Here is a 23,814-nt window from a genome sequence, read left to right as displayed (position 1 = left end):
AGGAGCGGGTGTGCGGGAGCTGATCGGGCGCTATGACTGGGTGCGGGGTCTTGACATTGTGCTGACCTTCGCGGTCGTGGTCGGCAGCAGCGCGGACGACGTCGTGCGCGTGTACGGGGGTGACCCTGCGGAGCGTTTGTCGCTCACCATGGCCGAGGCGGAGGACGCGGCGCTGGACGACGAGGGGGGCTTCTACTTCCAGGTCTTCCAGCACGGCACGTCGGTTGTCGCTGTGGAGAACAACGGGTGGAGTGGCACGGTTCCCGAGGTCGCGCGGCGTGCTTCGGCGGGTGGGCGGTTCCTCAGCGTGCACTGGAACGCCAATGGGTTGTTCAGGGTCACCGAGGCGGTCAACGGCGCGGTCACCGCCTACTTCGAGCCTGGCTCCGGACCGGCACCCGACGACGTGGTTCCGGGGTGGGCCTCGTCGGTCGGGTCCGACCGCGCCACCTGCCTCGCGCTCGTGGAGGCCGAGACGGGGGTGGCGTTCGACCGGCGGTGGTATGAGGCCAGGCTCCCGACCTACCGGATACCGGACCCGGATGAGCTGTTCGCGGGTGTCGAGGACGCCCGGACGCCCTGACCTCGAGTCACCTCGTCCGTGACAAGGTCCGGCCCGGGCAGCTGGGCTGGCCCGGGCCGGTGTGGCTAGCGGAATTGGCGGAAGAAGGCGCGGAGGTCGGCTACCAGGAGGTCGGGTTGTTCGACCGCGGCGAAGTGGCCGCCGCGGGGCATGTCGGTGAGGCGGGTGAGGTTGTAGAGGCGGTCCAGCCATTCCCGGGGGGGTTGGAAGATCTCGGCGGGGAAGCGGGCCAGGGCGGTGGGTGGGGTGATGCGGTCGGTGGGGCCGAAGTCGGTGCTCTCCGCCGCTCCCTCGGCGTAGAGGCGCAGGGATGAGCCGATGGTGCCGGTCGTCCAGTAGATCATCAGGTTGGTGATCAGCTCGTCCATGGTGAACGCGCGGGAGAGGTCGCCATCGCAGTCGCTGAAGGCGTGGAACTTGTCCAGCAGCCAGCCCGCCAGGCCCGCCGGGGAGTCGTTGAGGCCGTAGGCCAGCGACTGCGGCTTGGTGCTGTGCACCGCCAGGTAGGCGCCCTCGCTCTGCTGCCAGCGCTCGACCTCGGCGATGTACTTGCGCTCGGCCTTGGTCAGCGGTGGGCTCTCCGGGCCCAGGTACGGGGTCATCAGGGCCAGGTTGAGGTGCAGGCCCACGACCGAGGACGGGTGGCGGAACGCCAGGGTGCTGGCGATGCGGGAACCCCAGTCCCCGCCCTGCACACCGAAGCGGGGGTAGCCGAGGGTGCGCATCAACGCCTGGAAGGCGTCGGCGATGACGGCGCCGTTGACGCCGGGGCGGGCCGGGTCCGGGGAGAAGCCGAAGCCGGGCAGGCTCGGGGCGATGACGTCGAAGGAGTCGGCCGGGTCGCCGCCGTGCGCGGCCGGGTCGGTGAGCGGGCCGATGATCTTGTGGACTTCCCAGAACGAGCCGCCCCAGCCGTGGTTGAACAGCAGGGGGACCGGGTTGGGCCCCTTGCCCCGGGCGTGGACGAAGTGCAGGTCCAGGCCGTTGACGGTCGCGCGGTACTGCGGCATCGCGTTCAGCGCCGCCTCGTGGGCGCGCCAGTCGTAGCTGTCGCGCCAGTGCGCCAATAACCCCGCGAGGTAGTCCTGGCTGGTGCCGTGGCGCCAGCCCGCTCCCAGCAGGGCGCCGGGCAGGCGGGTGCGGGCCAGGCGCTCGCCCAGGTCGGTCAGGGTCGCCTCGGGCACGGCGATGGTGAAGGGCTGCATGACCTCTCCCTCAGCGGATGCCGACGAGCTCGGTGCGGGACAGGACGTCGGGGCCGTAGATGTCGCGCACCCAGTTGCTCTGGTACACGGTGTCCAGGTAGCGCTCGCCGAGGTCGGGGGCCAGGGTGACGGCGACGGTCCCCGGGTCGGGCCGGTTGCGGTCCAGCCACGCGCGGGCCCCGGCGACCGCGGTGCCGGTGGAGCCGCCGAAGAGGAAGCCGCGGGCGGCGAGGTCGTGGCAGGCCCTGATGGTCTCCACCTCGGAGACGTGCTCGACATCGGTGAGGTAGCTCTCGTCCAGCATCGGCGGGCGGACGCTGGTGCCGAGGCCGGGGATCATCCGCCGCGCGGCCGGGGTGCCGAAGGTGACCGAGCCGACGCTGTCGACGGCCACGATCGCCACGTTCGGGCGGTGCTCGTGGAACCAGCGCGCGCAGCCCATCAGGGTGCCCGTGGTGCCCGCGCCGACGAAGAGCACGTCCAGGCGCGGGAAGCGGTGGCCGATCGCCGGGGCGGTGCGGCGGTAGTGGGCCTTCCAGTTGTGCGGGTTGGAGTACTGGTTGAGCCAGACGTAGCGCTCGTCGGAGGCGACGAGGTCGCGGACGTAGGCGATGCGCGCGCCGAGGAGGCCGCCGGTCGGGTGGGGCTCGGTGATGGTGTGCACCTGCCCGCCGAGGACCTCCATGAGCTGGCGGGTGGCCAGGTTGCAGCGGGAGTCGGTGACGCACAGGAAGCCGTAGCCGCGGTCGGCGGCGATCATCGCCAGCGCCACGCCCAGGTTGCCGGAGGAGGACTCGACGATGACGGACCCGGGGCGCAGGGCGCCGCGGCGCTCGGCGTCGCGGACCATCTCCTCGGCGGCCTTGACCTTGATGGACCCGGCGAAGTTGAAACCCTCGCACTTGAGGTAGATCTCGCGTCCGACGATGCCCCGCAAGTCAACATAGAGGTCTTCGGTGTTGTACTGCAGGGGGCTGGAGATGATCGGCATTGTGTCCCTCTCACTCTGGCTTGGCGTACCGGTTGAGGTCGTGGAAGAAGCCGTCCACAACGGACAGCTCGCCCGCCGCGGTGACGGCGTCGTGGACGAACTTGCCCACGGCCAGGTCGAGCACGCCCAGGCCGAACGGGGAGAACAGCAGCGGTCGGTCGGCGGGCAGCTCGACGGTCCCGGCCAGGACGTCGGCGAGGGTGCCGTGGATGAAGTCGCGGCTGCCGGTGCGCTGTTCGGCCAGGTGCGGTGAGGTGTTGGCCTTGAGGCAGTGCTCGACGTCGTCGACGATGTTGGTCGAGGCCAGCACGATCTCCGGGGAGAGGTCGCGCAGGGACACGTGCAGGATCAGCGGGTTGTGGCTGAACAGCGCCGGGTCGTGGACGTGCGGCTCGCCCGCGACGGTGGCGAAGACGACCATGTCGCTGGAGCGGATCAGGTCCTCGGCGGTGTCGTGGATGACCACCCTGGCCGCGTCGGCGCCGTCGAGGTAGCCGCGGAACCCCGCCGCGTGCTTGGGCGAGAGGTCGTAGACGCCGACCTCGTCGAACTCGAAGCCGATGCCCGCCAGGTAGGTGTGGATGTAGCGGGCGATGAGGCCGACGCCGAAGAAGCCGACCCGGCGCGGGCGGCCGCGCTCGCGGGTGAGCCGGTCGGCGGCCAGGGCGGCGGAGGCCGCGGTGCGGACCGCGCTGATGATGGAGCTCTCCAGGCAGGCGAACGGGTAGCCGGTGGCCGGGTCGTTGAGGATGAGCACGGCCGAGGCGCGGGGAATGCCCGCGGCGACGTTCTCCGGGAAGCTGGAAATCCATTTGACGCCGTCGACGGCCGCGCTTCCGCCGACCGAGGCGGGCAGCGCGATGATCCGCGAGGTCGGCCGGTCGGGAAAGCGCAGGAAATACGACGGCGGGTTGACCGTGTCGCCCGCGCCGTGCAGTCGGTAGGTCTGCTCGACCAGGGCGACGACGTCCTTCTCCCGACCACGCAGGGCGGCGTCGACCTGCGCGCCCGGGATCACGGCGAACGGCGGCACTGCGGTTTGCGGCGACATGGATCAGCTCCGGATTCGCGTGGGTGGCTCTCGATGACAATTCGAGTGAACCACTGGCGCGAATACACCCGCAACCGAGTGACAAATTCTTCAAAACGCCCCGGACGCGCGAAACCGGCCGGTCGCGCGAAATGCGCGACCGGCCGGTGAATCGGGCTGGGGTCAGTTGTTGTTGTTGTTCGGGTTGTTGTTGGCGTTGTTGTTGTTCAGGTTGTTGTTGTTGTTGTTCACGGCGTTACCTCCGGTGTGGTGTGGGGCTGACGGGATCGGCGAACACGACGGCCATGTCGCGGTCACCGGTGTAGGGCTCACGGCTGTGCGCCATGGCGATGTTGTCGATGGCCATGAGGTCCCCCGCCCGCCACGGGGCGCGGCGGGTGGCCTCGTCGTAGACCTTGTTGATGAGGTGGACCACGTCTTCGGTGATGGGGCTGCCGTCGCCATACGCCGTGTCGAACGGCAGCCCGTCCTCGCCGTACTCGCAGACGAGGTACTCCCGGACCTCCTCCTCCATCGTCCACGCGTTCAGGAACGCGATCTGGTTGAACCAACAGGCTTCGCCGGTGACCGGGTGATCGACCACGGCCGCGCGGCGCTGGCGGGTGCGCAGGATCGCGCCCTGCCACTGGTACTCGATGCCGGCTGCCCGGCAGTAATGCTCCACTTCGGACTTCTCGGTTGTGCCGAAAGCGGTCGTCCAGGGGACGCCGATGTCCTCGTGGTAGGTGCGGTTCAGCTGCCAGCCCACCTCGGTGAACCTCGCCACCAGGTCGGCGGGCAGCGCGGACAGGACCTCGCGGGCGTCGGACACCGCGGTGGCCCCGCCGGTCTCGGGGGCGCGCAGGCAGCCGACGAGCAGCAGGCCGGGGACTTCCGCGGCGTAGCTCAGCTCGTGGTGCATGCACATGGGCTGGTCGGGCGGCCACTCCGCGGAGGAGTAGACCCCGTCCGGGCCGCGGTGGCGCGGGGCGAAGCCCTCGCGCTCGTCGACGGGCGCCGACCCGATGGCCCGGGCGACCGCGGCGACGTCGGCGGCCGAGGCGATGCCCAGCCCGCGCACCAGCACGGCGCCGTGCTCGGCGACGGCGGCGCGCAGCCTCTCCGGGTGGGCCGCCGCCCACGCGGCGTCCTCGGCCTGGACCAGCGCGGTCATCGTGGTTCTCCTCTCAGTGGGACGCGACCAGGGACTTGGTGTCCAGCAGCTCGGCGAGGTCGGCGAGCACGGCGGCGCGCTTGACCTCGGCGAGGGTGACCCGGCGCTGGAGCCGGGCGACCAGCCGGACCGCGGTGAGCGAGGTGCCGCCGCGGGCGAAGAAGTTGTCGGTGCGGCTGATCCGCTCGGCGGGCTGGCGCAGCACCTCGGCCCACAGCTCGGCGAGTTCGCGCTCCAGCTCGGTGCGCGGCTCCTCGTAGCCGGTCTCCACCCGTTCCCCCGCGAGGCGGGTCAGGGTCTTGCGGTCGATCTTTCCGTTGGCGGTCAGGGGAAGCGGGTCGAGCCGGTGGAACGCCGCGGGCACCATGTACTCCGGCAGCGCCGCGCCGAGGTGGGCGCGCAGGTCGGGTTCGGGGATGTCGGCGGGGGCGCTGTAGAAGGCGACCAGGCTGCGTTCGCGGCCCGGCCCCTCGTCCACCACCACCGCCGCGTCGCGCACGCCGGGGGCCCGCAGCAGGGCGTTGTCGACCTCGCCGATCTCGATCCGGAAACCGCGGATCTTGACCTGCGCGTCGCGCCTGCCCAGGAACTCCAGCTTGCCCTCGGGGCGCCAGCGGCCGAAGTCGCCGGAGCGGTAGAGCCGCTCCCCCGGCCGCAGCGGGTCCTCACCGAAGGCCGCCGCGGTGCGGTGCGGGTCGTTGACGTAGCCGCGGCCCACGCACACCCCGGAGAACACGATCTCCCCCGGCGCGCCCAGCGGGACCGGGCGCATCCGCTCGTCGACGACGTAGACGACGGCGTTCTGCACCGGCCGCCCGAGCAGCACCCGCTCGGGCGCGTGCCGCATGACCTCGTGGTTGGTGTCGTCGGAGGTCTCGGTGAGGCCGTAGGCGTTGACCAGGGCCGTGTCGGGGAACGCGGCGAACCAGCGGACCGCGAGCTCCCGCTTGAGCGCCTCCCCGGTGACCGACACGCAGCGCAGCGAGCGCAGCCGCCGCGTGTCGTCCTCCACCGCTGACATTACTACGTCCAAATAGGACGGAACAACCTGCAGGACCTCGACTTCGGCTTTTTCGATCTCGCCGATGAACCGGGTCACATCCAGGATGACGTCCTGGCCGATGATGTGCGTGGTCCCGCCGACCATGAGGGCGGCGACCAGCTGCCACAGGGAGATGTCGAAGCACTGCGGGGCGGTCTGGGCGACGACGGTGCCCGGCCCGACGCCGAGGTCGTCCACTTTGGCGTAGAGGTGGTTGAGCATCCCGCCGTGCTCGCACAGCGCGCCCTTGGGTTCGCCGGTGGAGCCGGAGGTGAAGTAGATGTAGGCGGCCTGCTCGGCGGCGACGGGGATGTCGAGGTCGGTCTCGGCGTGCGGCTCGGCGAGCACGTCCGGGATGGCGAGGACGGCGGCCGGGATGTCGACGAGGTTGGCGTCGCTGCCGGGCGCGGTGAGGACGTAGGCGGCCTCAGCCCTGGCCAGGACGGTCCGGATGCGGTCGGGCGGGAAGCCGGGCTCGATGGGCAGGTAGACCCCGCCCGCCTTGAGGATCGCCAGGACGGCGGTGAGCCAGTCCAGGGTGCGCTCGGTGGCCACGGCGACGACGGTCTCGGCGGGCAGGCCCCGGGCGAGCAGCGCGCGGGCGAGTCGGTTGGCGCGCCGGTTCAGCTCGCCGTAGGTGAGGCCGGTCCCGTCGTGGGTGGCGGCCACCGCGTGCGGGTGGGCCTGGGCGCGTTCCTCGAACAGCTCGTGGAAGCGCAGGTCCGGCAGCGGGCGGGCGGCGCCCGCGAGCCCGTGGACCTGGTGGCGCCACTCGTCGTCGGAGAGCAGGGTGGCGCCCGCGTGCTCGGCGTCGACGTCGGCGGTCATCGCGGCCAGGGCGCTCACGTAGTACCCGGCGACGCGGGTGGCGTGCTCGGTGTCGATGACGTCGTCGGCGTGGGTGAGGCGGATGACCGGGGCGCCGTTCTCCACGGTGATCCGGGTGGTCAGGTCCAGGGCGGTCGACTCAGGGGTGGCAGGCTCAGGGGTGTCGGCCAGGTCCAGGGCAGTGCGCTGCGGGCCGTCGACGGCGTGCGCCGCGTGGGCGACGGTGGCCTCCTCGGACTCGGCGGCGGCGTCGATGAGCACGCGCCAGGAGCCCTCGGGGATCTCCAGCCTGCACGGGACGCCCGCGTAGCCGGTCAGGACGGCGGCCTCGCCGGTCAGCGCCGAGAGCACCTTGGCGTGCGCGGCGAGCAGGACCGCCCTGGCCGGGACGTTCAGGTCCGCGGCCAAGGCGTGCACGGACTTCCACAGCGTCGCGGGCACCGGGGCGACCACGTCGTGGCGGCGGCCGGTCGGATTGCGGGTCCACTGTGGAATGGAGGTGGCGCCGCCGGAGGCGAGGACCGCCTGCCAGTACTCCGAGTGCGTCGTCATCACCCGCACCCGCCCGCGTGCCCGGCGTCCGACCCGGCCTTGACCAGGACCCGCGACTCGAGCGGGGCCACCGTCTCGATGACGCGGCCGCTGCCGCGCACGGCCGCGGCGAACAGGTCGACCCGCTCGGCGCCCCAGTACTTCTCCCGGCCCGCGACGAAGAACGGCACGCCGAACGCGTCGTCGTGGTACGCCTCGGCCAGGCACTCCAGGCCGCGCGCCCGCAGGTCCGGGTCGGCGATCGCGCCCGCGACCGCGGGCACGCCCAGCAGCTCGCCGACCTCGGCGATCGTGGCCGGGTCGCTGATGTCGCGGTTGCGCTCCCACCGCATCCGGGACACCTCCTCCACATAGGACCGCCCGACCCCGGCGTCCGCCGCGGCGAGGTAGCCCAGGTGGGCGTGCTCCCAGTGCGGCGCGCGGTCGACCGGCCAGCTGATGGTCCAGCCGCGGCCGCGGAACATCCGCCGGGTGTCGGCGAGGATGTAGAAGTTCTTGGCCCGCGACATCGGCACGACCGGCAGCTCGACCCCCCGCTCGGATAACGCCGCCTCGAACTCCGGGTCGGGCTCCCAATAGGGAATCCAGCGCACGGCGTCGAGGACGTCGGGGTGGCGCTCGGCCAGGTCCCGGTAGGCGTACCAGGAGTAGGGGCTGCGCAGGGAGAAGTAGAACCGCGGCTGCTTCTTGGCTTTCATGGCATTGCCTCCCTAGAGGGTGATTCCGCCGTCGATCTGCACGACCGCGCCGGTGACGTAGCGCGCGCCCGCCAGGTAGGACACCAGGTCGGCGACCTCGTCGGCCTCGCCGATGCGGCGCAGCGGGATGGTCTCCAGCGCGCGGGCGCGGACCTTCTCGGTCAGCCCCGAGGTCATGTCGGTCTCGATGAAGCCGGGCGCGACGACGTTGACCCGCACCCCGTAGCGGCCGACCTCCTTGGCCAGCGCCTTGGAGAAGCCGATGATCCCGGCCTTCGAGGCGGAGTAGTTGGTCTGGGTGGCGTTGCCGTAGACCCCGGCGACGGAGGAGATGTTGACGATCACCCCGGCCTTGCGCTTCATCATCTCGAAGACGACCGCGCGGTTGACGTGGAAGACGCCGTCGAGGTTGGTGTCGATGACCTGGTGCCACTGGTCGTCGGACATCATCGCCAGCGCGGTGTCGCGGGTGATGCCCGCGGCGGTGACGGCCAGGTCGATGGGGCCGAGGGTCTCCTGGGTGAGCGAGACCCAGGAGCGCACGGCGTCGGCGCTGGCGACGTCGGCGCGCACGGCCATGGCGCGCACGCCGTGCTCGCCGATCTCCTTCTCCAGCTCCAGCGCGGCCTGCTCGTTGCTGTGGTAGCCGAAGCTGATGTCGTAGCCGTCGGCGGCCAGCCGCAGCGCGGTGGCCCGGCCGATGCCGCGTGAGCCGCCGCTGACCAGGGCGACGCGGGTGTCGGACATGTCTGCTCCTCAGGCGGGGGCGGTGGCGGGGCGGAAGGCGAGCACCATGGCGCCCACGGTGACCGCGGTCTCGCCGTCGACGCGGGTCTCGCCCTCGAAGATGACGGTGTCGCCGAGCGAGCGGGTCACGCTGACGTGGTGCTCCAGGACGTCGCCGGGGTAGGCGCGGCGGTGGAACTCGACCTTGCTGGTGGCGCCGAAGAGCATCACCTTGTCGGTGACGTCGGGGGTGTGCAGGGCGGCCAGCAGGGCCGCGGACTGGCCCCAGGACTCGATCATCAGGATCTCGGGGTAGGCGTAGTCCACATCGGTGGCCGCCGCCGACATGCGGGCGTAGTAGGGCTCGTTGAGGGTGACGGCCTTGACGGTGCTGATCCGCTCCCCCGGCACGTGGTCCAGGACGCGGTCGACGAGCAGGATCGGGTACCGGTGCGGCAGGGTCGCGCGGATCTGGGCGGCGGTCAGCACGGCGCGCCCCGGTAGCGGAGCTTGACGGTGGCGGCCTCGCCGCGCTCGGTGGCGGCGGTGGCCACGCACTTGGCGCCGTTCCAGCGCAGGTCGACGGTGAGGACGTCGCCGGGGTGGACCGGGCCGAGGAACCGCGTGGACTCCACGGCCGCCAGCACCACCGGGCCGGGCGCGGTGGCCCGCGCGGCGCGGTGCACGGTCTCGATGACGCAGACGCCGGGCAGGATCGGCAGGTCGGGGTAGTGACCGGCGAACACCTCCTCGGCGGCGTCGACGGGCAGGCGCACCCGCCACTGCCCGGGCTCGCCCGGCGTGAGGTCGATCTCGGCCGCGATCACGCGGCACGCGGTGTCGGACATCGTCTGCTCCGTCTACAGGGGGATGTTGCCGTGGCGGCCTCGGCCCGCGGGGGCGTCGGCGATGGCGTTGGCGATGCGGGCGCCGGTCTCGGCCGGGTCGATGACGGCGTCGATGCCGCCCAGGTCCAGTGCGCGCTCGACGCCGCCCGCGGTGCGCTCGTGCTCGGCGGTGAAGCGCTCCAGCAGCTCGGCGCGCTCGGCCAGCGGGGCGGCGGCGAGCTCGCGGCGGCGCAGCACCCGGACGGCGGCCTTGGCGCCCATGACGGCGCAGTCGGCGCTGTCCCAGGCGTAGACCGCGGTCGCGCCCAGGGAGCGGGAGTTCATCGCGATGTACGCCCCGCCGTAGGCCTTGCGGGTGATCAGGGTGACGCGGGGGACGGTGGCCTCGGCGAAGGCGTAGAGCAGCTTCGCGCCGCGGCGGACCACGCCGTTCCACTCCTGGTCGACGCCGGGCAGGTAGCCGGGGACGTCGACCAGCACGACCAGCGGCACGCCGAAGGAGTCGCACAGCCGCACGAACCGGGCGGTCTTCTCCGCCGAGAGCGAGTCCAGGCAGCCGCCCTTGCGGATCGGGTTGTTGGCGATGACGCCGACGGTGCGCCCGCCGAGGCGGGCCAGGCCCACGACGACGTTGGGCGCCCAGTCGCGCTGGATCTCCTCGAACTGGGGGACCAGCTGCGCGTCGGTGTCCACGACGGCCCGGATGAGCGGCTTGACGTCGTAGGCGCGCTGCTTGGCCTGGGGCAGCAGGCCGCGCAGGTCCTGCCCGGTGCGCGCGGCGGCCGGGTCGATGACGCCCTGGTCGGCGAGCAGGGTCGTGAGCCTGCGGGTGCGGCGGAACGCGTCGGCCTCGTCGGTGGCCACGACGTGCACCACGCCGGACTTGCGCCCGTGCGCGGTCGGCCCGCCGAGGTCGACCATCTCGACCTGCTGGCCGGTGACGCTGCGCACGACCTCGGGGCCGGTGACGAACACCCGGCCCTCGGGCGCCATGACGACGAGGTCGGTGAGCGCGGGGCCGTAGGCGGCGCCACCGGCGGCCGGGCCGAGCACCACGGAGAGCTGCGGCACCTTGCCGGAGGCGGCGACCATCGCGGCGAACATTCGGCCCATGCCGTCGAGGGACTCCACCCCCTCGGCCAGCCGCGCCCCGCCGGAGTGCCAGACGCCGATGACCGGGACGCCCTCGGCGACGGCGGTCTCGATGGCGGCGACGATGTGCGCGCACCCGGCCGAGCCCAGCGCCCCGCCCATGCGGGCGGCGTCGGTGCAGTAGGCGATGACGGGCGTGCCCTCGATCTCGCCGCGCACGACGTAGACGCCGCTGTCGTCGCGCTCGGTCATCGGGGTGAGGGTGTCGAGCAGGCTGGTCAGGCGCAGGGCCGGGTCGCGGGGGTCCAGGTCCGTCTCGGGCCTGATGTCCATTGTGGTCACTTCTGGCCTCCGGTTCGGAGCAGGACGCACACGACGGTGCCGTTGGGGGCCACCGAGGACACGGCGACCACGCGCTTGGACGGGTCGGGGATCGCGAGCATCACTGCCCCCCGATGCGCAGCAGGGCGCACACCACGGCGCCGTCGGGGTCGACCGAGGTGACGGCGGCGACCTTGCCCTGGGCGGTGGGGTCGGTCTCGGCGTGGGCCAGGACGGTGGCGATCTGGAAGGCGGCCGAGGCCGCGGAGGTGTCGCCGATGGCGAGCCGGGGCAGGCGCCCGACCGCGTCCGCGCCGAGCACCGCGGTCGCGGCGGCGCTCTCGCGGGCGCCGTAGAAGCCGGGGGCCCCGGAGGTCACCGCGGCCCACACCTCGGACACACCCGCGCTGCCCATGGCCGAGCGCAGCGCCGCGGCCAGGGCCGAGCCGACGTCGCCGTCGAGGAACACCCGGGACTCCACGGCCAGGATCTCGGCCAGCCCGGGGCCGCTCGGCTCCAGCAGCAGGACGGCGGCGCCCTCGCCGAGCGGGGCCGACGCGCCGCCGCGGGCATGGTGCTCCAGCCAGGAGCGGGCGCCGGAGAACTCCTCGGCCGCCCCGCAGACGACCCGGGCGGCGCGGTCGGTGGAGAGCAGGCGCCGGGCGTAGCCGAGGGCGGCCAGACCCGCGGTGCGGCCACCGGCGATGGTGGCGTTGGGGCCCTTGAGCTGGTGCCAGATCGCGCACTGGCCCGCCGCGCAGTTCATCACCGCGTTGGGCATGACCGCCGGGTCGACGTAGAACGGCTTCTCGCCCTCCAGGGAGGTGCGGGTGAAGTCCATCATGGACTGGACGCTGCCGGTGGTGGTGCCCAGCACGAACGCGGTGCGCTCGGGGTCGGGGGCGACGCGGTCGCGGCCGGTCTCGGCGATGAGGTCGCCGAGGGCGGCCACGGCCAGCGCGGTCACCCGGTCCATCGAGCGGGTGCCCTTCTTGCCGAGGACCTCGCGGATGTCGAACCCGGGGACCAGGCAGGCGGTGTCGTCGGCGGCGCGCCAGTCGGGCGCGACGGCCCCGGCGGTGGCCGCGCCGCCGGTGACCCCGGTGACGAAGGCGGCGCGGCCGATGCCGTGCGGGGAGACCGCGGACCACGCGGTGATGGCGGTCATCGGTTCTCCCCGGTGAGGGCGGCGAGCGCGGACTCGTCGAAGCTGGCCATCACCCAGTCGTTCTGGGCCCGCTCGGTGAGGTAGCCGTGGGTGATGCGGCCGGTGGCGACCTGCACGAGGGCGCCGTCGCGCAGGACGTGGCAGTCCATGCGGGAGGTGTAGAGCAGGCCCTTGAAGATGTCCTCGACGGTGTAGACCGTGTAGAGGTCCTCCTCCATGATCGCCTCGTCGAGGAGGCTGATGGTCGACTGGGTGACGACGGGAATCCAGTTGCGCTCGTCCAGGGTGGCCTTGATCGGCAGGCCGCGGTCGGCCAGGAACAGGTCCACGACCTCCTCCATCACCCGCAGGAACGCCGACATCTGCATGCGCTCGTTGAAGTGGCAGTAGAAGTAGGGGATGCGGTACTTCCAGCCGAAGGCGTTCTCGCCGTCGGTGAGCGCGGCCAGCGGGTCGCCGGTGACCGGGCGCGGCTCGGCGGTGCCGAGGCGGTCGACCACGAAGCGCTCCAGGCCGTCGGGCAGCGGCTCGACGGCGGTGACGTGGGTGTCGCGGCGCAGCACCACGCGCACCGTGGAGGTGGCGACCTTGGTGGCGGCGCCGTCGCGCTGCACGGTCATCGTGACCTTGAACTTCAGCTCGGCGTCGCTGACCGGGGTGACGGTCACGGCGGCCTCGTCGTCGACGTCGAGCAGCGCGCCGAGGCGCGAGCCCAGCTCGATGACGTCGAAGCCCAGCGCGTGCCTGCGGTACAGCTCGCCCACGGAAAGCCCGGCTTCCCGGAAGTGCGCCAGCACGGCCGCCTCGGCCAGGTAGTTGATGTGCTTGAAGCCGATCGCGTAGCTGATGTTGTTGCCCTCGAACTGCGGACGCAGCGAGACCGTGGTCGGCACGGTGGTGAGGGTCTTCACGGCGGTGTCCATGGGGGCTCCTCAGGTGGCGCAGAACTGGCGCACGAGCGCGGCGAACCGCGCGGGGTCATCGATCATCGGGAAGTGGCCCGCACCGGCGATGACCGCCGACGAGCCGGTCGGCAGGTCTTCTGCCAGCGCGAGGCCCTCGGCGGGCGGGGCGGTGGCGTCGGCGTCGCCGACGACCACGAGGGTGGGCACGGTGAGCAGGTCGGTGCGCAGGAACGGGGTCCGCAGGTAGACCTCGAAGAACCGGGTCCAGCCGTAGGGGCCGATGCGGTCGCACACCAGGCGGGTCAGGTGCGCCATCAGGTCGGGGTCGTGGGCGCGGGTGCCCTGCGCTCGGATGCCGTCGGCGATGGTGCGCTCGAAGCGGCCCACCAGCTCCGGGATGGACGACCAGCTGAACTCCCGGGGGGAGCGCCGGTAGAACGGCGAGACCAGCACGACGTGGCGGGGCATCCGCTCGCTCTGCCCGGTGCGGGCCAGGCGCTCCAGCACCGTCAGCGTCAGGTTCGCGGCGAAGGAGTGCGCGACGACGACGTCCGGCGGGGTGGGCAGGGCGGCCAGGGCCTGCTCGAGCCAGCCCGCGGTGTCGCTGCCGTAGCTCCACTCGGTGACGTCCTCGCTGCGCCACGGCAGGGCGGCCGACCAGACGTCGAGGTCATCGGCCCACCGGACCGGCTCCCACGCGGCCGGGCTGGAGGCCAGGCCGTGCAGCAGCAGGACGCGGCGGTGGTCGGTGCGCCACACCGGTTCCAGGACGGCGGTCATCGCAGCGCCTCCACGAGCAGGCCGGCGGCCGCGTCGTCACCGTCCACACCGGACAGCGCCAGGACCGTCCCGCCGACGCCGAGCGCGGCGGCGACCTGCAGGACGCCGAGCGCGCCGGAGGTCTCACCCCAAACGGCGCTCAGGTCGTGGCGGGGCACGCCGGGCAGCACGTGGTCGGGGACCGCGCCGAGGACCATCTCGGGCTCCGCGGCGAGGCGGGCCAGGCAGGCGGCCTGGTCGGCGGCGCGGACCGGGGTGCCGATGTCGGCGTGGCGGCGCGCCGCGGCGCGGGTCAGGACCAGCGCCGCGCCGCCGTCGACCACGCGGTCGGTGCCCAGCAGGGCGCGGACCTCGGCGTTGTCCGGTTCGACGCCGACGACCAGCACGTGCTCGGCGCGGTCCGCGGCCAGCAGCGACACCGCCCAGCGGATCGCGTCGACCCCGCTGGTGGGGCCGTTGCACACCATCAGGTTGGGGCCGCGCAGGCCGAACCGGATCGCGATTTCCGAGGCGATGACGTTGCTGGAGGCGTTCGGGGTGTCCATGGCGCTGACCCCGCGGGTGGTCTCCTCGGCGATCGTGGCGACCACCCGGCACACCGTGTCGACGTTGCCCAGGTTGGAGCTGACGACCACGCCGATGGACTCCCCCGGCACGCTCAGCCCGTCCGGGCCGAGCAGCCCGGCGTCGGTCAGGGCGTCCTTGGCGGCGCACAGCCCGAGGTGGGTGGCCCGGTCCTTGTAGCGCAGGCCCTTGCGGCCCAGGCGGGCGGCGGGGTCGACGGGGGCGGCGTCCACCGGGCGCGGGCCGAGCAGGTCGGCGGGGGCGGTGATGCCGGGCATCGCGATGCCGACCCCGGTCACGGCGGTCATCGGGCGGCCTCCACGATCGCGACGGCGTTGACGCCGCCGAAGCCGAACCCGTGCACCTGGGCGATGTCCATGCCTTCGGTGGCCGCGCGGTCGCGGACCAGGCGGAACCCGTCGGTCTCGGGGATGGGGTCGCGCAGCCCGGCGATCGGCGGGACCGTGCCGGTGGCCAGCGCGCGCAGGGCGACGATCAGGCTCAGCACGCCCGCCGAGCCGGAGGTGTGCCCGGTCATCGACTTGATGCCGGTGGTCAGCGGCCTGCCGACGGCCTCGCCGTGCACCTCGCGGGTGGCCTCGGCCTCGGTCCGGTCGTTGAGCGGGGTGCCGGTGCCGTGCATGACGATGAGGTCGACCTCGGCGGGGGTCAGGCCCGCGCGGGCGTGCGCCTGGCGGATGGCCGCGGCCATGCCCGCCCGGTCGGGGGCGGTGCTGTGGAAGGCGTCGCAGTTGACGCCGACACCGCGCAGCACGCCGTGCTTGTTGCCCCCGCCGCGCTGCAGGACCACCGCCGCGGCGCCCTCGCCGAGGATGGTGCCCTTGCGGTTGGCGTCGAAGGGCAGCACGCGGCCGGGCGGGATGGGCTGGATGCGGTCGGAGAGGCCGAACATGCTCTCGGTGACCACGTCCACCCCGGCCACGACGACGGTGTCGGCGCCCAGGTCGATCTCGTCGGCGCCCAGGGCCAGGGCGTAGAGGGAGGCGGAGCAGGCGTTGGCGAAGGTGTGGGTGTCGTCGGCGCCGAAGCGCTCGCGCAGGGCCGGGCCGAAGTGCAGGTCGGCGGCAGGCGCCCCGTCGCGCCACCACAGCTCCAGCGAGCGCAGCTCACGCAGGCCGGTGCCGATGAGGACGGGCACGCCCGCGAGGTCGTCGCCGATGCCCGCGTCCTTGGCGGCCTGCTCGATGGCGTGGACCAGCAGCTCGGTGGCCCGGCCGGGCCGGTCGGCGCCGTCGCGGTTGTCCACTTCGAACAGGTGCTGGGCGGTGAACCTGCTGCGGTCGAAGCCCTGCAGCTCGGTGCGGCCGTCGCGGCCCTCGCAGAGCGCGGTGAAGATCTCCTCGACGTCGGCGCCGACGCTGGCGATCGCGCCCATGCCGGTGATGGCGGTCATGACTGGTCCCCGTCGTAGCGGCCGAGGATGACGATGGCGTTGTTGCCGCCGAAGGCCAGGCCGTTGTTCTGCACGATCCGCAGGTCCGCGGGCACCGACTCGTTGGGCACGCAGTCGACCTCGCACTCGGGGTCGGTCTCGACGTGGTTGATCGTCGGCGGGATGAAGCCGTGGGTGATCGCCAGCGAGCAGGCGATGGTGGCCAGCGCGCTGGCGGCGCCCATCGTGTGGCCCAGCATGGACTTCAGCGACACGGTGCGCGGCGGGGCGTCGCCGTAGACCTCGCGGATGGCGCGGGACTCGGTGATGTCGTTGGCCTTGGTGCCGGTGCCGTGCGCGGAGACCAGGTCGACCTCCTCGGGCTTGACGCCCGCGTTGTCCAGCGCCAGCTGCATGCAGCGCGCGACGCTGGCCTGGTTGGGGGCGACCTGGTGGTAGGCGTCGCAGTTGAGGCCGTAGCCGAGCACCTCGGCGTAGATGCGCGCGCCGCGGGCCAGGGCCGACTCCAGGCTCTCCAGCACCATCACGCCCGCGCCCTCGCCGGTGAGGATGCCCTTGCGGTCCTTGTCGAACGGGCGGCACACGTCCGGGGCGATGGTGCCGAGGCGGTAGAACCCGGTGAAGGTCTTGCGGCACATGGCGTCCGCGCCGCCGGCCAGGGCGTAGTCGACCTCGCCGGTGCGGACCGCGTCGAACCCGGCGCCGATGGCGTAGTTGCCCGCCGAGCACGCGGTGGCGATGGTGAAGGCGTCCACATTGGAGAGCGCGAGCTCCTGGGCGATGGCCGTGGACAGCCTGATGGTGGAGACCCGGGCCGCCGCGACGGGGTCCATCGCCTGGGGGCCGTGCGCGAGGTCGGTGGCCACGAGCTGGTCGAGGTCGTAGGACTCGCCGTCGGTGGTGCCGACGGAGACCATCCCGCGCTTGGCGCGCAGGTCCTCCTCGGCGAAACCGGCGTCCTCGACGGCCATCCTGGCCGCGGCGACGGAGAACTGGCTGGCCCGGCCGAGCTGGTCGACCGGGATGCGGCTGATCCAGTCCGTCGGCTCGAACCCGGCCACCTCGCAGCCGTTGGCGTGGGCGAACCCCTCGGTGTCGAACAGCGTGATCGGGCGGGCGCCGCTGCGACCGGCACGCAGTCCGGCCGCGAACTCCTCGGCACCGACCCCGATGCTGGAGAACACCCCGAACCCGGTCAGGACTACCCGGCGGGCCCCTTCTGGCGCAGCTGACATGATTTCCCCGCTTCGGCTGAAGGTTTCGACGCCACCGAGTCTCGCCGCGGCCGAGCTTTCCCCGCCAGGCCATAGAGAAATCATCGAATCGGGTAGCAGAGGCCCGGGTGGGCCGCAAACCCGCTTAGAACTCCTTGCATCGCGGTTCCCCTGCCCGGCGGGACGCGCCAATACTGCCGATAACGCCAAACGCCGTATGGAGGACCGCCATGACCACCGCTATCGACCCGCGTCTGCAGGAGATCAAGTCCATCGTCTGCGAGATCCTGGAGCTCGAGGAGGACGAGGTCAGCGAGACCAGCCTGTTCGCCGAGGACCACGGCGCGGACTCGCTGCGCGCCATCGAGATCCTGGCCTCGCTGGAGAAGGCGTTCAACGTCGTCATCGACCAGGCCGAGCTGAGCCGCATGGTCAACCTGCGCGGGGTGTACGACGTCGTCGCCGAATCCGCGGGCTGGAACTGAGCGCGTCCACTCGCGCCCGCGTGCCGCACCCGGCGCGCGGGCGCTCGCGTTTTCCGAGAGGATGGCTTCATGTCCGCGCTGATCCGCCCGAACCCGCGCCCGGACGCCGCCCGGCGCCTGGTCTGCTTCAGCTTCTGCGGCGGGGGCACCGCCCCGTTCCGGCCGTGGGCCGCCACCGTCGCGCCAGACGTCGAGCTGGTCATGGTGTGCTACCCGGGCCGCGAGGGCCGCTTCACCGACCCGTTCGCGCCGACCTGGAACGCGCTGGCCGAGGACGCCGTGGCCGCGCTGCGGGGTCTGGACCAGCGCCCGTTCACCCTGTTCGGCCACAGCATGGGCGCGTGGCTGGCCTTCGACGTGGCCGTGCGCCTGGCCCAGCTGGGCCGCCCCCAGCCCTCGGCCGTGGTCGCCTCAGCCAACGACGCCCCCAGCCGCTGGGCGGCCAAGCTGACCAAGCCGCCGACCGTGGCCGACTCCGACGAGCAGCTGCTGGCCTGGATGGGCGACGTCGGCCAGCTCCCGGCGGTCGTCCTGGCCGAACCCGACCTCCGCCGGATGGCCCTCGACCTCTTCCGCGCCGACCTGCGCGTCTCCGACTCCTACCGCTACGTCCCCGGCGTCCGGGCCCAGGTCCCCCTGCACTTCCTCTACGGCGCCGACGACCCGGACGTCGACGAGGCCGCCGCCAAGCGCTGGCGCCTCCTCGCCGCGACCGACTTCACCGCCCACGAACTACCCGGCGGCCACTTCTACACCCCGGAAACCTGGGCCACCCTCCCCACCCGCATCGACACCCTGACGATGGCCACCGCCTGAGCCGAATTCGCTCGTGAGCCGTTCTCTGCCGTGCCATCGAGCGCGGACGCGTTCGCGCTAACGTGCAGCCCATCGCTGGTCGAACTGGGCGTAGCGATGCTCTGAGACGACCCGCCACGTGACGTCGGCCCGTTCCCGCTCCTGATCGCGGGTTGTGGCAATGATGTTCTCGATGACGCGTACGTTCTCTGGAGTGAGCGGCTGACGTTCCAGGTCCATGATCGCCTCATCGGCCTCAGGGTCGGGGTCGAGGTCGGGATGCATTCGTTCACGCTGACCTGCGAACATGGCGAATTTGTCCGCATCCTCGCCTGCGCGGCGCATCGCCACCCCCAATGAGTCGATCATCGCGTCCCCGAACCGGACGAAGCATTTCAAGATCCAGTAGCGATAGATCGGCTCCGGGTGCTGGAAGGTGAGCTTGCGAAGCTCTGCGAAGATGCGGCGGTGCTCCTCCACCCCTTCATCGAGCCAATAGTGGCGAAGAGCCTCGTAGGTAGTCCACTGCGTGTAGGCGTCCAGTTCAAGTTCCTCCCACTCCGTGTAACGGCATCTCATCTCCGAGGCATACAACGCGCTCAGCCGGTTCATGCCCCGACCCAGCGCTGATTCCGGATCGGCGTAGGTCGTGTCGAACTGGAAGTAGTCGGCGCACGCCCAGTTGTCGACCACCCATTGGAGCAGGAAATAACGGGTCATGCGGCGGAAGTCTCCGGGCCACGTTTCTCGCATCCACACGTAGGCGGGTGCTTGCCACAGTTCGTCGAACGCGTTTCGGCTGAGCGCTTTGAGGTTCTCGCCCTGCTCGTTTCCACTTGCGGGGTGCTCTAATCTCATGGCCGAGGTCACATCGAGTTTACTGGATTCCCGCAACGACGCGCTCGATCGCCCTTCTGTCCGGGCGTCGAACGTCCAGCGCTTCTCGCGCACGTCGCGGGCGTACTCGTGCCACTCCGAAAAATGGAAGTGGAAGATCTCGAACACGCGACTGACGAGCCCTCCCGCCTTTGAGCGTTGGGCTGGGGAGAGGACGGCTTGCCTGAACGGGCGCTCGTCACCGCCCTGAAGGTGGCCGGTCTCGCGTTCGAGGTGGTATCGGCCGTAATATGGAAACGATTCGTCCGGCCCCAGTTTATCGACAATGGGAACCGTCTGGGTGAAGAAAACCTTGCCCGCCTCTTCCATGGACTCGACCAGCGCGAAGCGGAAGAGTGGATCAGGATGATGGTACATGAGAGAGGCGATTTCGAAATTGACTCGACGAGATGGAGCCGTCTTGTCGCAAGTGAGCCACCAGTAGAGATCCCGCGGCGCCCATCCGAGATGCGAGTCCATATCCAAAGACGCCCAGTCGACCAGCATGAGCGCCGAGTGGGTTTCGTCTTCGCTGGAGTGCGAATTGATCGTCAGTTCGAGGTCGTTCTTTGGCGTCGAATATCTGATGAAATGCTTGTTAAGATCCCTGAACCCCATGATGAAGTCGAGGGTCATGGGGGTGAAGATGAGTTTCTCGCTCGCGGGGATCGCGTCGTTCCGCAGCCAGTCCGTGAACAGGGCGTGCTGCGTCAGCCTTCTTGATTCAGTCTCGATCAGGCGAAAGATCTCGTCCAAGACGATCCCTGCTTCCGGTAGGAGGTGCTGCGGTCTCGCTGCGCGGCAGCAGACACCCGCTCAGGGGCAGCACTCCACTTACGGCTCGTGAGCGTCGAGGGTTCCACTCCGGGGAAAGTTCTCATCCCCGCCCCAGCACTCGGTGCGGCGTTGACATCCCGTACCGGGCAGACCTGTGAAACCTGTGGGGCTCGTCCGAGGCAGGCCCCACGATCACATCGCGCACCCGCCGGTTCCCCGTACAGTCGCCCGGGGCGCTCGCGGCGAGCCGGGTCCGCGCCGACGCCGGGGACAGTATGCTCGACTACCTCGGCGGGGTTTAGCCGCGCGCTGGGCGGGCGCCTCCAGGACGTCGCCGTCGATCTCCAGGTAGGCGCGGCGCCCGCGGCGGTCGAGCCAGACGGAGACCGCACTGAAGAACGCGGCCAGCACCCGGACCCGGACAGGGCGAGCAGCAGCGCGCCGATCGCGGTCCATTCCACCGCCCTCGTGCCCGGCGGGGCATCGCCTGCCTTCGGCCGCTCGACCTGGACGTCGAGGGCAAGCAGTTCCGCCCGCAGCCCAAACGCTCCTGTTCGAGCGCTCGTCGTCGGCGTCACCATCCATGCGGAGCCAGATTCGCGTCGACATCGCCGCGCCTTCCTCGCCTACAGACTGGGGTCAGGCGCGCGCTCCGACCCGCTAAGGCCGTTCTCAACCGGGAGTCGAGGGGGCCCGCTCTACTGTCGGCGGCATGGACTCGTTCGCCTCAGCCCTGTTCGGCACGGTGGTCCTGGTCGTGGTCATCGCCGGGGTCGCCGTTGGCGCGCGGCGGATGCTGGGGCTGCGGGTCGGGCCGACGCGCATGGTGGTCGCCACGGTGGTCGCGTTCATCACCGCGGCGCTGACGGTGCGCGCGGTGCCCGAGGCCGAGCGGCAGGGGGCCTTCCTGACCATGGTGGTCGGGGTGTCGCTGCTGGTCACGATGAGCTTCCTGGTGCTGGCCGAGATGGCGCTGCCCAACCGCTCCCGCCCGGTGACGTGGTCGCGGGCGGTGAAGCGGCTGGTGAACCGCGGCAAGCGCTACGGGCAGATCGCCAGGATCGTGGTGCGCCACCGGCTGCACCGGGCGCCGTCGGCGCGGGCGCTGCGGACCGCGCTGCAGGACGGCGGGGTCACCTTCGTCAAGCTGGGCCAGATGCTGGCCACCCGCCCGGACCTGATGCCCGCGGAGTACACCGTCGAGCTGAGCCGGTTGCAGTACCAGGTGGACCCGGCGCCGTGGTCGGAGGTGGAACCGGTGCTGGTGGCGGAGTTCGGCATGCCGCTGACGGAGGTGTTCGCCGAGTTCGACCCGGTGCCGCTGGCGGCGGCGTCCATCGCGCAGGTGCACACCGCCCGGCTGCACTGCGGGCGCGAGGTGGTGGTGAAGGTGCAGCGGCCCGGCATCCGCCCGATGGTCGAGCGCGACCTGGACATCCTGCGCCGGGTCGCCAGGACCCTCGGCGGGCGCGCGGAGTGGGCGCGAACGATCGGGGCGCGGGAGCTGGCCGAGGGGTTCGCCGCGGCCCTGCTGGAGGAACTGGACTTCCGGGTCGAGGCGGCGAACATCGTCGCCATTGGACAGTCGCGCGGCGCTGACGGGCTGGTCGTGCTGCCCGATCTGCACGAGGACCTGTGCGGTGAGCGGGTCATGGTGATGGACCGGATGCTGGGCACGCCGGTGGCCGCGGCGGATTTCGGCATGGCCACGGTGATCGAGCGCACCGCCCTGGCGCGGGCGCTGTTGGAGCACGTCCTGCAGCAGGTGATGACCGACGGGGTGTTCCACTGCGACCCGCACCCGGGCAACGTGCTGCTGCTCGACGACGGGCGCGTCGGCCTGCTCGACTTCGGTGTCGTCGGCAGGCTCGACGGGCAGACCCGCACGGCGCTGACCCACCTGCTCCAGTCGGTCGAGCGCGGTGACCGGGCGGCGATGTGCGACAGCCTGCTGGAGGTCCTCGTCCGGCCCGACGACATCGATGAGGCCAGGCTGGAGCGGGCGCTCGGGCAGTTCCTGGCCCGCCACTTCGGCACCGGGACCACCCCGGACCTGGAGATGTTCACCGCGCTGTTCCGCCTGGTGGCGGGCTACGGGCTGAGCGTGCCGCCCGCGGTCGCCGCGGTGTTCCGGGCCCTGGCCACCCTGGAGTACACCCTGGCGCGGATCAGCCCCGGCTTCGGGCTGATCGCCGAGTCGCGGGCGTTCGCCGGGCGGGAGCGGGCCAGGGTGCTGACCTCGTCCTCGGTCGGCGGCACGGTGACCGACGAACTGCTGAGCATGCTGCCGATGCTGCGCCAGTTCCCCCGGCGGGTCGCGCGGATCACCAGCGCCCTGGAGCACGGCAGGCTCGGGGTGACGGTGCGCCTGTTCGCCCACGAGCGGGAGCGGCGGCACCTGACCGGCCTGGTGCACCAGGGCCTGCTGGCGGTCCTCGGCGCGGCGATCGGGATCATGGCGGTGATGCTGCTGGGCACCACCGGCGGCCCGAGCGTCACCGCGACGCTGACGCTGCACCAGGTCTTCGGCTACAACCTGCTGGTGATCAGCGCCGCGCTGATGCTGCGGGGCCTGGTACGAATCTTCCGAGGGGACTCCTAAGACCCGTGGATCACCTGGCCGTTCCCCGGCCGCAGGCGCCGTGAGCTCCGGAAGTCGAGCTGGACGAAGACCCGGTGCAGCCACCGGTCCCGGCCGTCGTAGCGGGGGCGGAAGGACGTGCGGCCGTGCAGGGTCAGCCGGTTGTCGACGAAGGCGAAGTCGCCCGGCTCCAGGATGTGGGTCTGGCGGACCTCCGACAGCGCGATCCCCAGGGCCCGCATGGCGCGGGCGGCGTCGTCGTCGAGCGGGCGGGTGCTCTCGAAGTCCACGACGATGTCGGGGTCGTCGGGGTGCCCGCGCAGGATGCCCGCCGGGGCGGGCGGCGCGGCGTTGCCGCCGAAGGACCCCGGCGCCTCGGTGACGAACCTCGGCTGGTGCAGGATCTCCCTCGTGGACTCGTCCACCAGCGCGAGCGCGTTGCGGACGCAGGCCGTCTGCAGGCCCGCGATGTTGTCGTGGTCGTTGCGCAGGCACAGCAGGCCGACGTAGTCGGGGCGGTTGGCGTGGAAGGCGTTCTCCACGTGCATGCTCAGCGTGGTGGAGCCCGCGTTGCCCTGGAAGGACTCCATCCCGGGCACCGGGACCACGTCCTGCACGAGCGCCCCGGACTTCTCCTCGCGGAAGGCGACCAGTTCCCCCAGGTGCAGGGCGATGAGCGCGGCGACCGCGCTGGGCACGGCCGGGACGCGCTGCACCGAGCCGCGCGCCGACGGGGTGGCGGGCATGGTCTCCGGGGAGACGGGCAGGTTGCGCAGCACCATGGCCGCGTCCGAGCCGGGGTCCCAGGTGAACCGGCGCAGCGTCTGGCGGAGGCGCACCGGCAGCAGCGCGGACAGCTCGCGCACCGCCGCCACCCAGGACCGGTCGTCGATGCGCCCCGGCAGGCAGGCGGCGTGCGCGGCCAGGATCTCCAGTTCGGCGCGTTCCTCATCGGTCAGCGCGATTCCGGTGTCGACGTCGGCCAGCTGCCGGATGTCGACCGATTCCAGCGACATGAACTCACCCCTCTCGGCGTTTCCTCGATTCACGCTAGAGCCGGGCCGCGCGGGGTTGACATGGCAGATCGGCGACTTCTATACGCCGCCGGGAAAAGTTCGATTCACCTGGACACGGCTAGGTCGTGTTTCAGGTGTGGTGTGCGGGA

The 23,814-nt window shown here is 71.7% G+C and carries 22 protein-coding genes; 4 read left to right on the top strand and 18 right to left on the bottom strand.

The features are described 5' to 3' along the window. Positions 1 to 10: 10 nt before the first annotated feature. Positions 11 to 583: a DUF6461 domain-containing protein gene (locus tag ACTG9Q_RS05475; RefSeq protein ID WP_455571500.1), complete on the top strand. Its 573-nt coding sequence runs from the start codon at positions 11 to 13 to the stop codon at positions 581 to 583. A 65-nt stretch (positions 584 to 648) separates the two neighbouring features. Here ACTG9Q_RS05475 and ACTG9Q_RS05470 read toward each other — a convergent pair whose 3' ends face one another. From ACTG9Q_RS05470 to ACTG9Q_RS05395, 16 genes are all read right to left on the bottom strand, one after another. Continuing rightward, on the bottom strand, positions 649 to 1,788 hold the full coding sequence (locus tag ACTG9Q_RS05470; protein WP_455571499.1) for an epoxide hydrolase family protein: 1,140 nt from the start codon (positions 1,786 to 1,788) through the stop codon (positions 649 to 651). A 10-nt stretch (positions 1,789 to 1,798) separates the two neighbouring features. Then, positions 1,799 to 2,779, bottom strand: coding sequence for a 2,3-diaminopropionate biosynthesis protein SbnA (gene sbnA / locus ACTG9Q_RS05465; RefSeq protein ID WP_455571498.1), 981 nt, complete (start codon positions 2,777 to 2,779; stop codon positions 1,799 to 1,801). 10 nt (positions 2,780 to 2,789) lie between these two features. Further along, positions 2,790 to 3,830, bottom strand: coding sequence for a 2,3-diaminopropionate biosynthesis protein SbnB (sbnB, locus tag ACTG9Q_RS05460; protein WP_455571497.1), 1,041 nt, complete (start codon positions 3,828 to 3,830; stop codon positions 2,790 to 2,792). Positions 3,831 to 4,065: 235 nt separating this feature from the next. Beyond that, positions 4,066 to 4,983: a TauD/TfdA family dioxygenase gene (locus tag ACTG9Q_RS05455; protein WP_455571496.1), complete on the bottom strand. Its 918-nt coding sequence runs from the start codon at positions 4,981 to 4,983 to the stop codon at positions 4,066 to 4,068. Positions 4,984 to 4,996: 13 nt separating this feature from the next. Further along, on the bottom strand, positions 4,997 to 7,405 hold the full coding sequence (locus ACTG9Q_RS05450) for a non-ribosomal peptide synthetase (RefSeq protein ID WP_455571495.1): 2,409 nt from the start codon (positions 7,403 to 7,405) through the stop codon (positions 4,997 to 4,999). Then, positions 7,405 to 8,103 carry a DsbA family protein gene (locus tag ACTG9Q_RS05445; RefSeq protein WP_455571494.1) on the bottom strand — a complete coding sequence of 233 codons (699 nt, stop codon included), beginning with the start codon at positions 8,101 to 8,103 and terminating at the stop codon, positions 7,405 to 7,407. The genes ACTG9Q_RS05450 and ACTG9Q_RS05445 overlap by 1 nt, the downstream gene beginning before the upstream one ends. A 12-nt stretch (positions 8,104 to 8,115) precedes the next feature. Next, positions 8,116 to 8,850 (bottom strand): 3-oxoacyl-ACP reductase FabG, encoded by a 735-nt coding sequence (fabG, locus tag ACTG9Q_RS05440; RefSeq protein WP_455571493.1) that lies wholly within the window; start codon positions 8,848 to 8,850, stop codon positions 8,116 to 8,118. A 9-nt stretch (positions 8,851 to 8,859) separates the two neighbouring features. Next, positions 8,860 to 9,318, bottom strand: a complete 459-nt coding sequence (locus ACTG9Q_RS05435) for a 3-hydroxyacyl-ACP dehydratase FabZ family protein (RefSeq protein WP_455571492.1) — start codon at positions 9,316 to 9,318, stop codon at positions 8,860 to 8,862. Continuing rightward, a complete protein-coding gene (locus ACTG9Q_RS05430) occupies positions 9,312 to 9,677 on the bottom strand; it encodes an ApeI family dehydratase (RefSeq protein ID WP_455571491.1) in 366 nt (121 codons plus the stop codon). The genes ACTG9Q_RS05435 and ACTG9Q_RS05430 overlap by 7 nt, the downstream gene beginning before the upstream one ends. Before the next feature lie 12 nt (positions 9,678 to 9,689). Then, the gene (locus ACTG9Q_RS05425) at positions 9,690 to 11,102 is read right to left on the bottom strand and encodes an acyl-CoA carboxylase subunit beta (protein WP_455572017.1); all 1,413 of its coding nucleotides are present in this window, start codon (positions 11,100 to 11,102) and stop codon (positions 9,690 to 9,692) included. A gap of 109 nt (positions 11,103 to 11,211) precedes the next feature. Next, positions 11,212 to 12,258: a beta-ketoacyl synthase N-terminal-like domain-containing protein gene (locus ACTG9Q_RS05420; protein WP_455571490.1), complete on the bottom strand. Its 1,047-nt coding sequence runs from the start codon at positions 12,256 to 12,258 to the stop codon at positions 11,212 to 11,214. Continuing rightward, positions 12,255 to 13,181, bottom strand: a complete 927-nt coding sequence (locus tag ACTG9Q_RS05415; protein WP_455571489.1) for a thioesterase family protein — start codon at positions 13,179 to 13,181, stop codon at positions 12,255 to 12,257. The genes ACTG9Q_RS05420 and ACTG9Q_RS05415 overlap by 4 nt, the downstream gene beginning before the upstream one ends. 9 nt (positions 13,182 to 13,190) lie before the next feature. Beyond that, positions 13,191 to 13,943, bottom strand: a complete 753-nt coding sequence (locus ACTG9Q_RS05410; protein ID WP_455571488.1) for an alpha/beta fold hydrolase — start codon at positions 13,941 to 13,943, stop codon at positions 13,191 to 13,193. After that, entirely contained in the window at positions 13,940 to 14,815 is an 876-nt protein-coding gene (locus ACTG9Q_RS05405) for a beta-ketoacyl synthase N-terminal-like domain-containing protein (RefSeq protein WP_455571487.1), read from the bottom strand. Before ACTG9Q_RS05405 ends, ACTG9Q_RS05410 begins: the two co-directional genes overlap by 4 nt. Further along, a complete protein-coding gene (locus tag ACTG9Q_RS05400; protein ID WP_455571486.1) occupies positions 14,812 to 15,921 on the bottom strand; it encodes a beta-ketoacyl synthase N-terminal-like domain-containing protein in 1,110 nt (369 codons plus the stop codon). Before ACTG9Q_RS05400 ends, ACTG9Q_RS05405 begins: the two co-directional genes overlap by 4 nt. After that, positions 15,918 to 17,156, bottom strand: a complete 1,239-nt coding sequence (locus ACTG9Q_RS05395; protein ID WP_455571485.1) for a beta-ketoacyl-[acyl-carrier-protein] synthase family protein — start codon at positions 17,154 to 17,156, stop codon at positions 15,918 to 15,920. Before ACTG9Q_RS05395 ends, ACTG9Q_RS05400 begins: the two co-directional genes overlap by 4 nt. Before the next feature lie 209 nt (positions 17,157 to 17,365). On the opposite strand from ACTG9Q_RS05395, the gene ACTG9Q_RS05390 reads away from it, so the two are divergent. Next, positions 17,366 to 17,620: an acyl carrier protein gene (locus tag ACTG9Q_RS05390; RefSeq protein WP_455571484.1), complete on the top strand. Its 255-nt coding sequence runs from the start codon at positions 17,366 to 17,368 to the stop codon at positions 17,618 to 17,620. A 69-nt stretch (positions 17,621 to 17,689) separates the two neighbouring features. Beyond that, positions 17,690 to 18,436, top strand: coding sequence for a thioesterase II family protein (locus ACTG9Q_RS05385; protein WP_455571483.1), 747 nt, complete (start codon positions 17,690 to 17,692; stop codon positions 18,434 to 18,436). Positions 18,437 to 18,493: 57 nt separating this feature from the next. Here ACTG9Q_RS05385 and ACTG9Q_RS05380 read toward each other — a convergent pair whose 3' ends face one another. Continuing rightward, complete coding sequence (locus ACTG9Q_RS05380) at positions 18,494 to 20,047, bottom strand: hypothetical protein (RefSeq protein WP_455571482.1); 1,554 nt, start codon at positions 20,045 to 20,047, stop codon at positions 18,494 to 18,496. Positions 20,048 to 20,780: 733 nt separating this feature from the next. Between ACTG9Q_RS05380 and ACTG9Q_RS05375 the strand changes: the two genes are divergently transcribed. After that, positions 20,781 to 22,670, top strand: coding sequence for an ABC1 kinase family protein (locus ACTG9Q_RS05375; protein WP_455571481.1), 1,890 nt, complete (start codon positions 20,781 to 20,783; stop codon positions 22,668 to 22,670). On the opposite strand, the gene ACTG9Q_RS05370 is transcribed toward ACTG9Q_RS05375, so the two are convergent. Beyond that, positions 22,667 to 23,665, bottom strand: a complete 999-nt coding sequence (locus ACTG9Q_RS05370) for a TauD/TfdA family dioxygenase (RefSeq protein WP_455571480.1) — start codon at positions 23,663 to 23,665, stop codon at positions 22,667 to 22,669. The two genes, ACTG9Q_RS05375 and ACTG9Q_RS05370, sit on opposite strands and share 4 nt — an antisense overlap. Between the last annotated feature and the right edge of the window lie 149 nt (positions 23,666 to 23,814).

This window comes from Actinokineospora lacus, from assembly GCF_053813445.1.
This window is presented reverse-complemented; position numbering and strand designations above follow the sequence as displayed.

Excerpts from the sequence above, each read along its gene's own strand:
- ACTG9Q_RS05470 (WP_455571499.1), bottom strand. The coding sequence starts at position 1,788 with ATGCAGCCCTTCACCATCGCCGTGCCCGAGGCGACCCTGACCGACCTG.
- sbnA (WP_455571498.1), bottom strand. The coding sequence starts at position 2,779 with ATGCCGATCATCTCCAGCCCCCTGCAGTACAACACCGAAGACCTCTAT.
- sbnB (WP_455571497.1), bottom strand. The coding sequence starts at position 3,830 with ATGTCGCCGCAAACCGCAGTGCCGCCGTTCGCCGTGATCCCGGGCGCG.
- ACTG9Q_RS05455 (WP_455571496.1), bottom strand. The coding sequence starts at position 4,983 with ATGACCGCGCTGGTCCAGGCCGAGGACGCCGCGTGGGCGGCGGCCCAC.
- ACTG9Q_RS05450 (WP_455571495.1), bottom strand. The coding sequence starts at position 7,405 with ATGACGACGCACTCGGAGTACTGGCAGGCGGTCCTCGCCTCCGGCGGC.
- ACTG9Q_RS05445 (WP_455571494.1), bottom strand. The coding sequence starts at position 8,103 with ATGAAAGCCAAGAAGCAGCCGCGGTTCTACTTCTCCCTGCGCAGCCCC.
- fabG (WP_455571493.1), bottom strand. The coding sequence starts at position 8,850 with ATGTCCGACACCCGCGTCGCCCTGGTCAGCGGCGGCTCACGCGGCATC.
- ACTG9Q_RS05430 (WP_455571491.1), bottom strand. The coding sequence starts at position 9,677 with ATGTCCGACACCGCGTGCCGCGTGATCGCGGCCGAGATCGACCTCACG.
- ACTG9Q_RS05425 (WP_455572017.1), bottom strand. The coding sequence starts at position 11,102 with ATGGACATCAGGCCCGAGACGGACCTGGACCCCCGCGACCCGGCCCTG.
- ACTG9Q_RS05420 (WP_455571490.1), bottom strand. The coding sequence starts at position 12,258 with ATGACCGCCATCACCGCGTGGTCCGCGGTCTCCCCGCACGGCATCGGC.
- ACTG9Q_RS05415 (WP_455571489.1), bottom strand. The coding sequence starts at position 13,181 with ATGGACACCGCCGTGAAGACCCTCACCACCGTGCCGACCACGGTCTCG.
- ACTG9Q_RS05410 (WP_455571488.1), bottom strand. The coding sequence starts at position 13,943 with ATGACCGCCGTCCTGGAACCGGTGTGGCGCACCGACCACCGCCGCGTC.
- ACTG9Q_RS05405 (WP_455571487.1), bottom strand. The coding sequence starts at position 14,815 with ATGACCGCCGTGACCGGGGTCGGCATCGCGATGCCCGGCATCACCGCC.
- ACTG9Q_RS05400 (WP_455571486.1), bottom strand. The coding sequence starts at position 15,921 with ATGACCGCCATCACCGGCATGGGCGCGATCGCCAGCGTCGGCGCCGAC.
- ACTG9Q_RS05395 (WP_455571485.1), bottom strand. The coding sequence starts at position 17,156 with ATGTCAGCTGCGCCAGAAGGGGCCCGCCGGGTAGTCCTGACCGGGTTC.
- ACTG9Q_RS05390 (WP_455571484.1), top strand. The coding sequence starts at position 17,366 with ATGACCACCGCTATCGACCCGCGTCTGCAGGAGATCAAGTCCATCGTC.
- ACTG9Q_RS05385 (WP_455571483.1), top strand. The coding sequence starts at position 17,690 with ATGTCCGCGCTGATCCGCCCGAACCCGCGCCCGGACGCCGCCCGGCGC.
- ACTG9Q_RS05375 (WP_455571481.1), top strand. The coding sequence starts at position 20,781 with ATGGACTCGTTCGCCTCAGCCCTGTTCGGCACGGTGGTCCTGGTCGTG.
- ACTG9Q_RS05370 (WP_455571480.1), bottom strand. The coding sequence starts at position 23,665 with ATGTCGCTGGAATCGGTCGACATCCGGCAGCTGGCCGACGTCGACACC.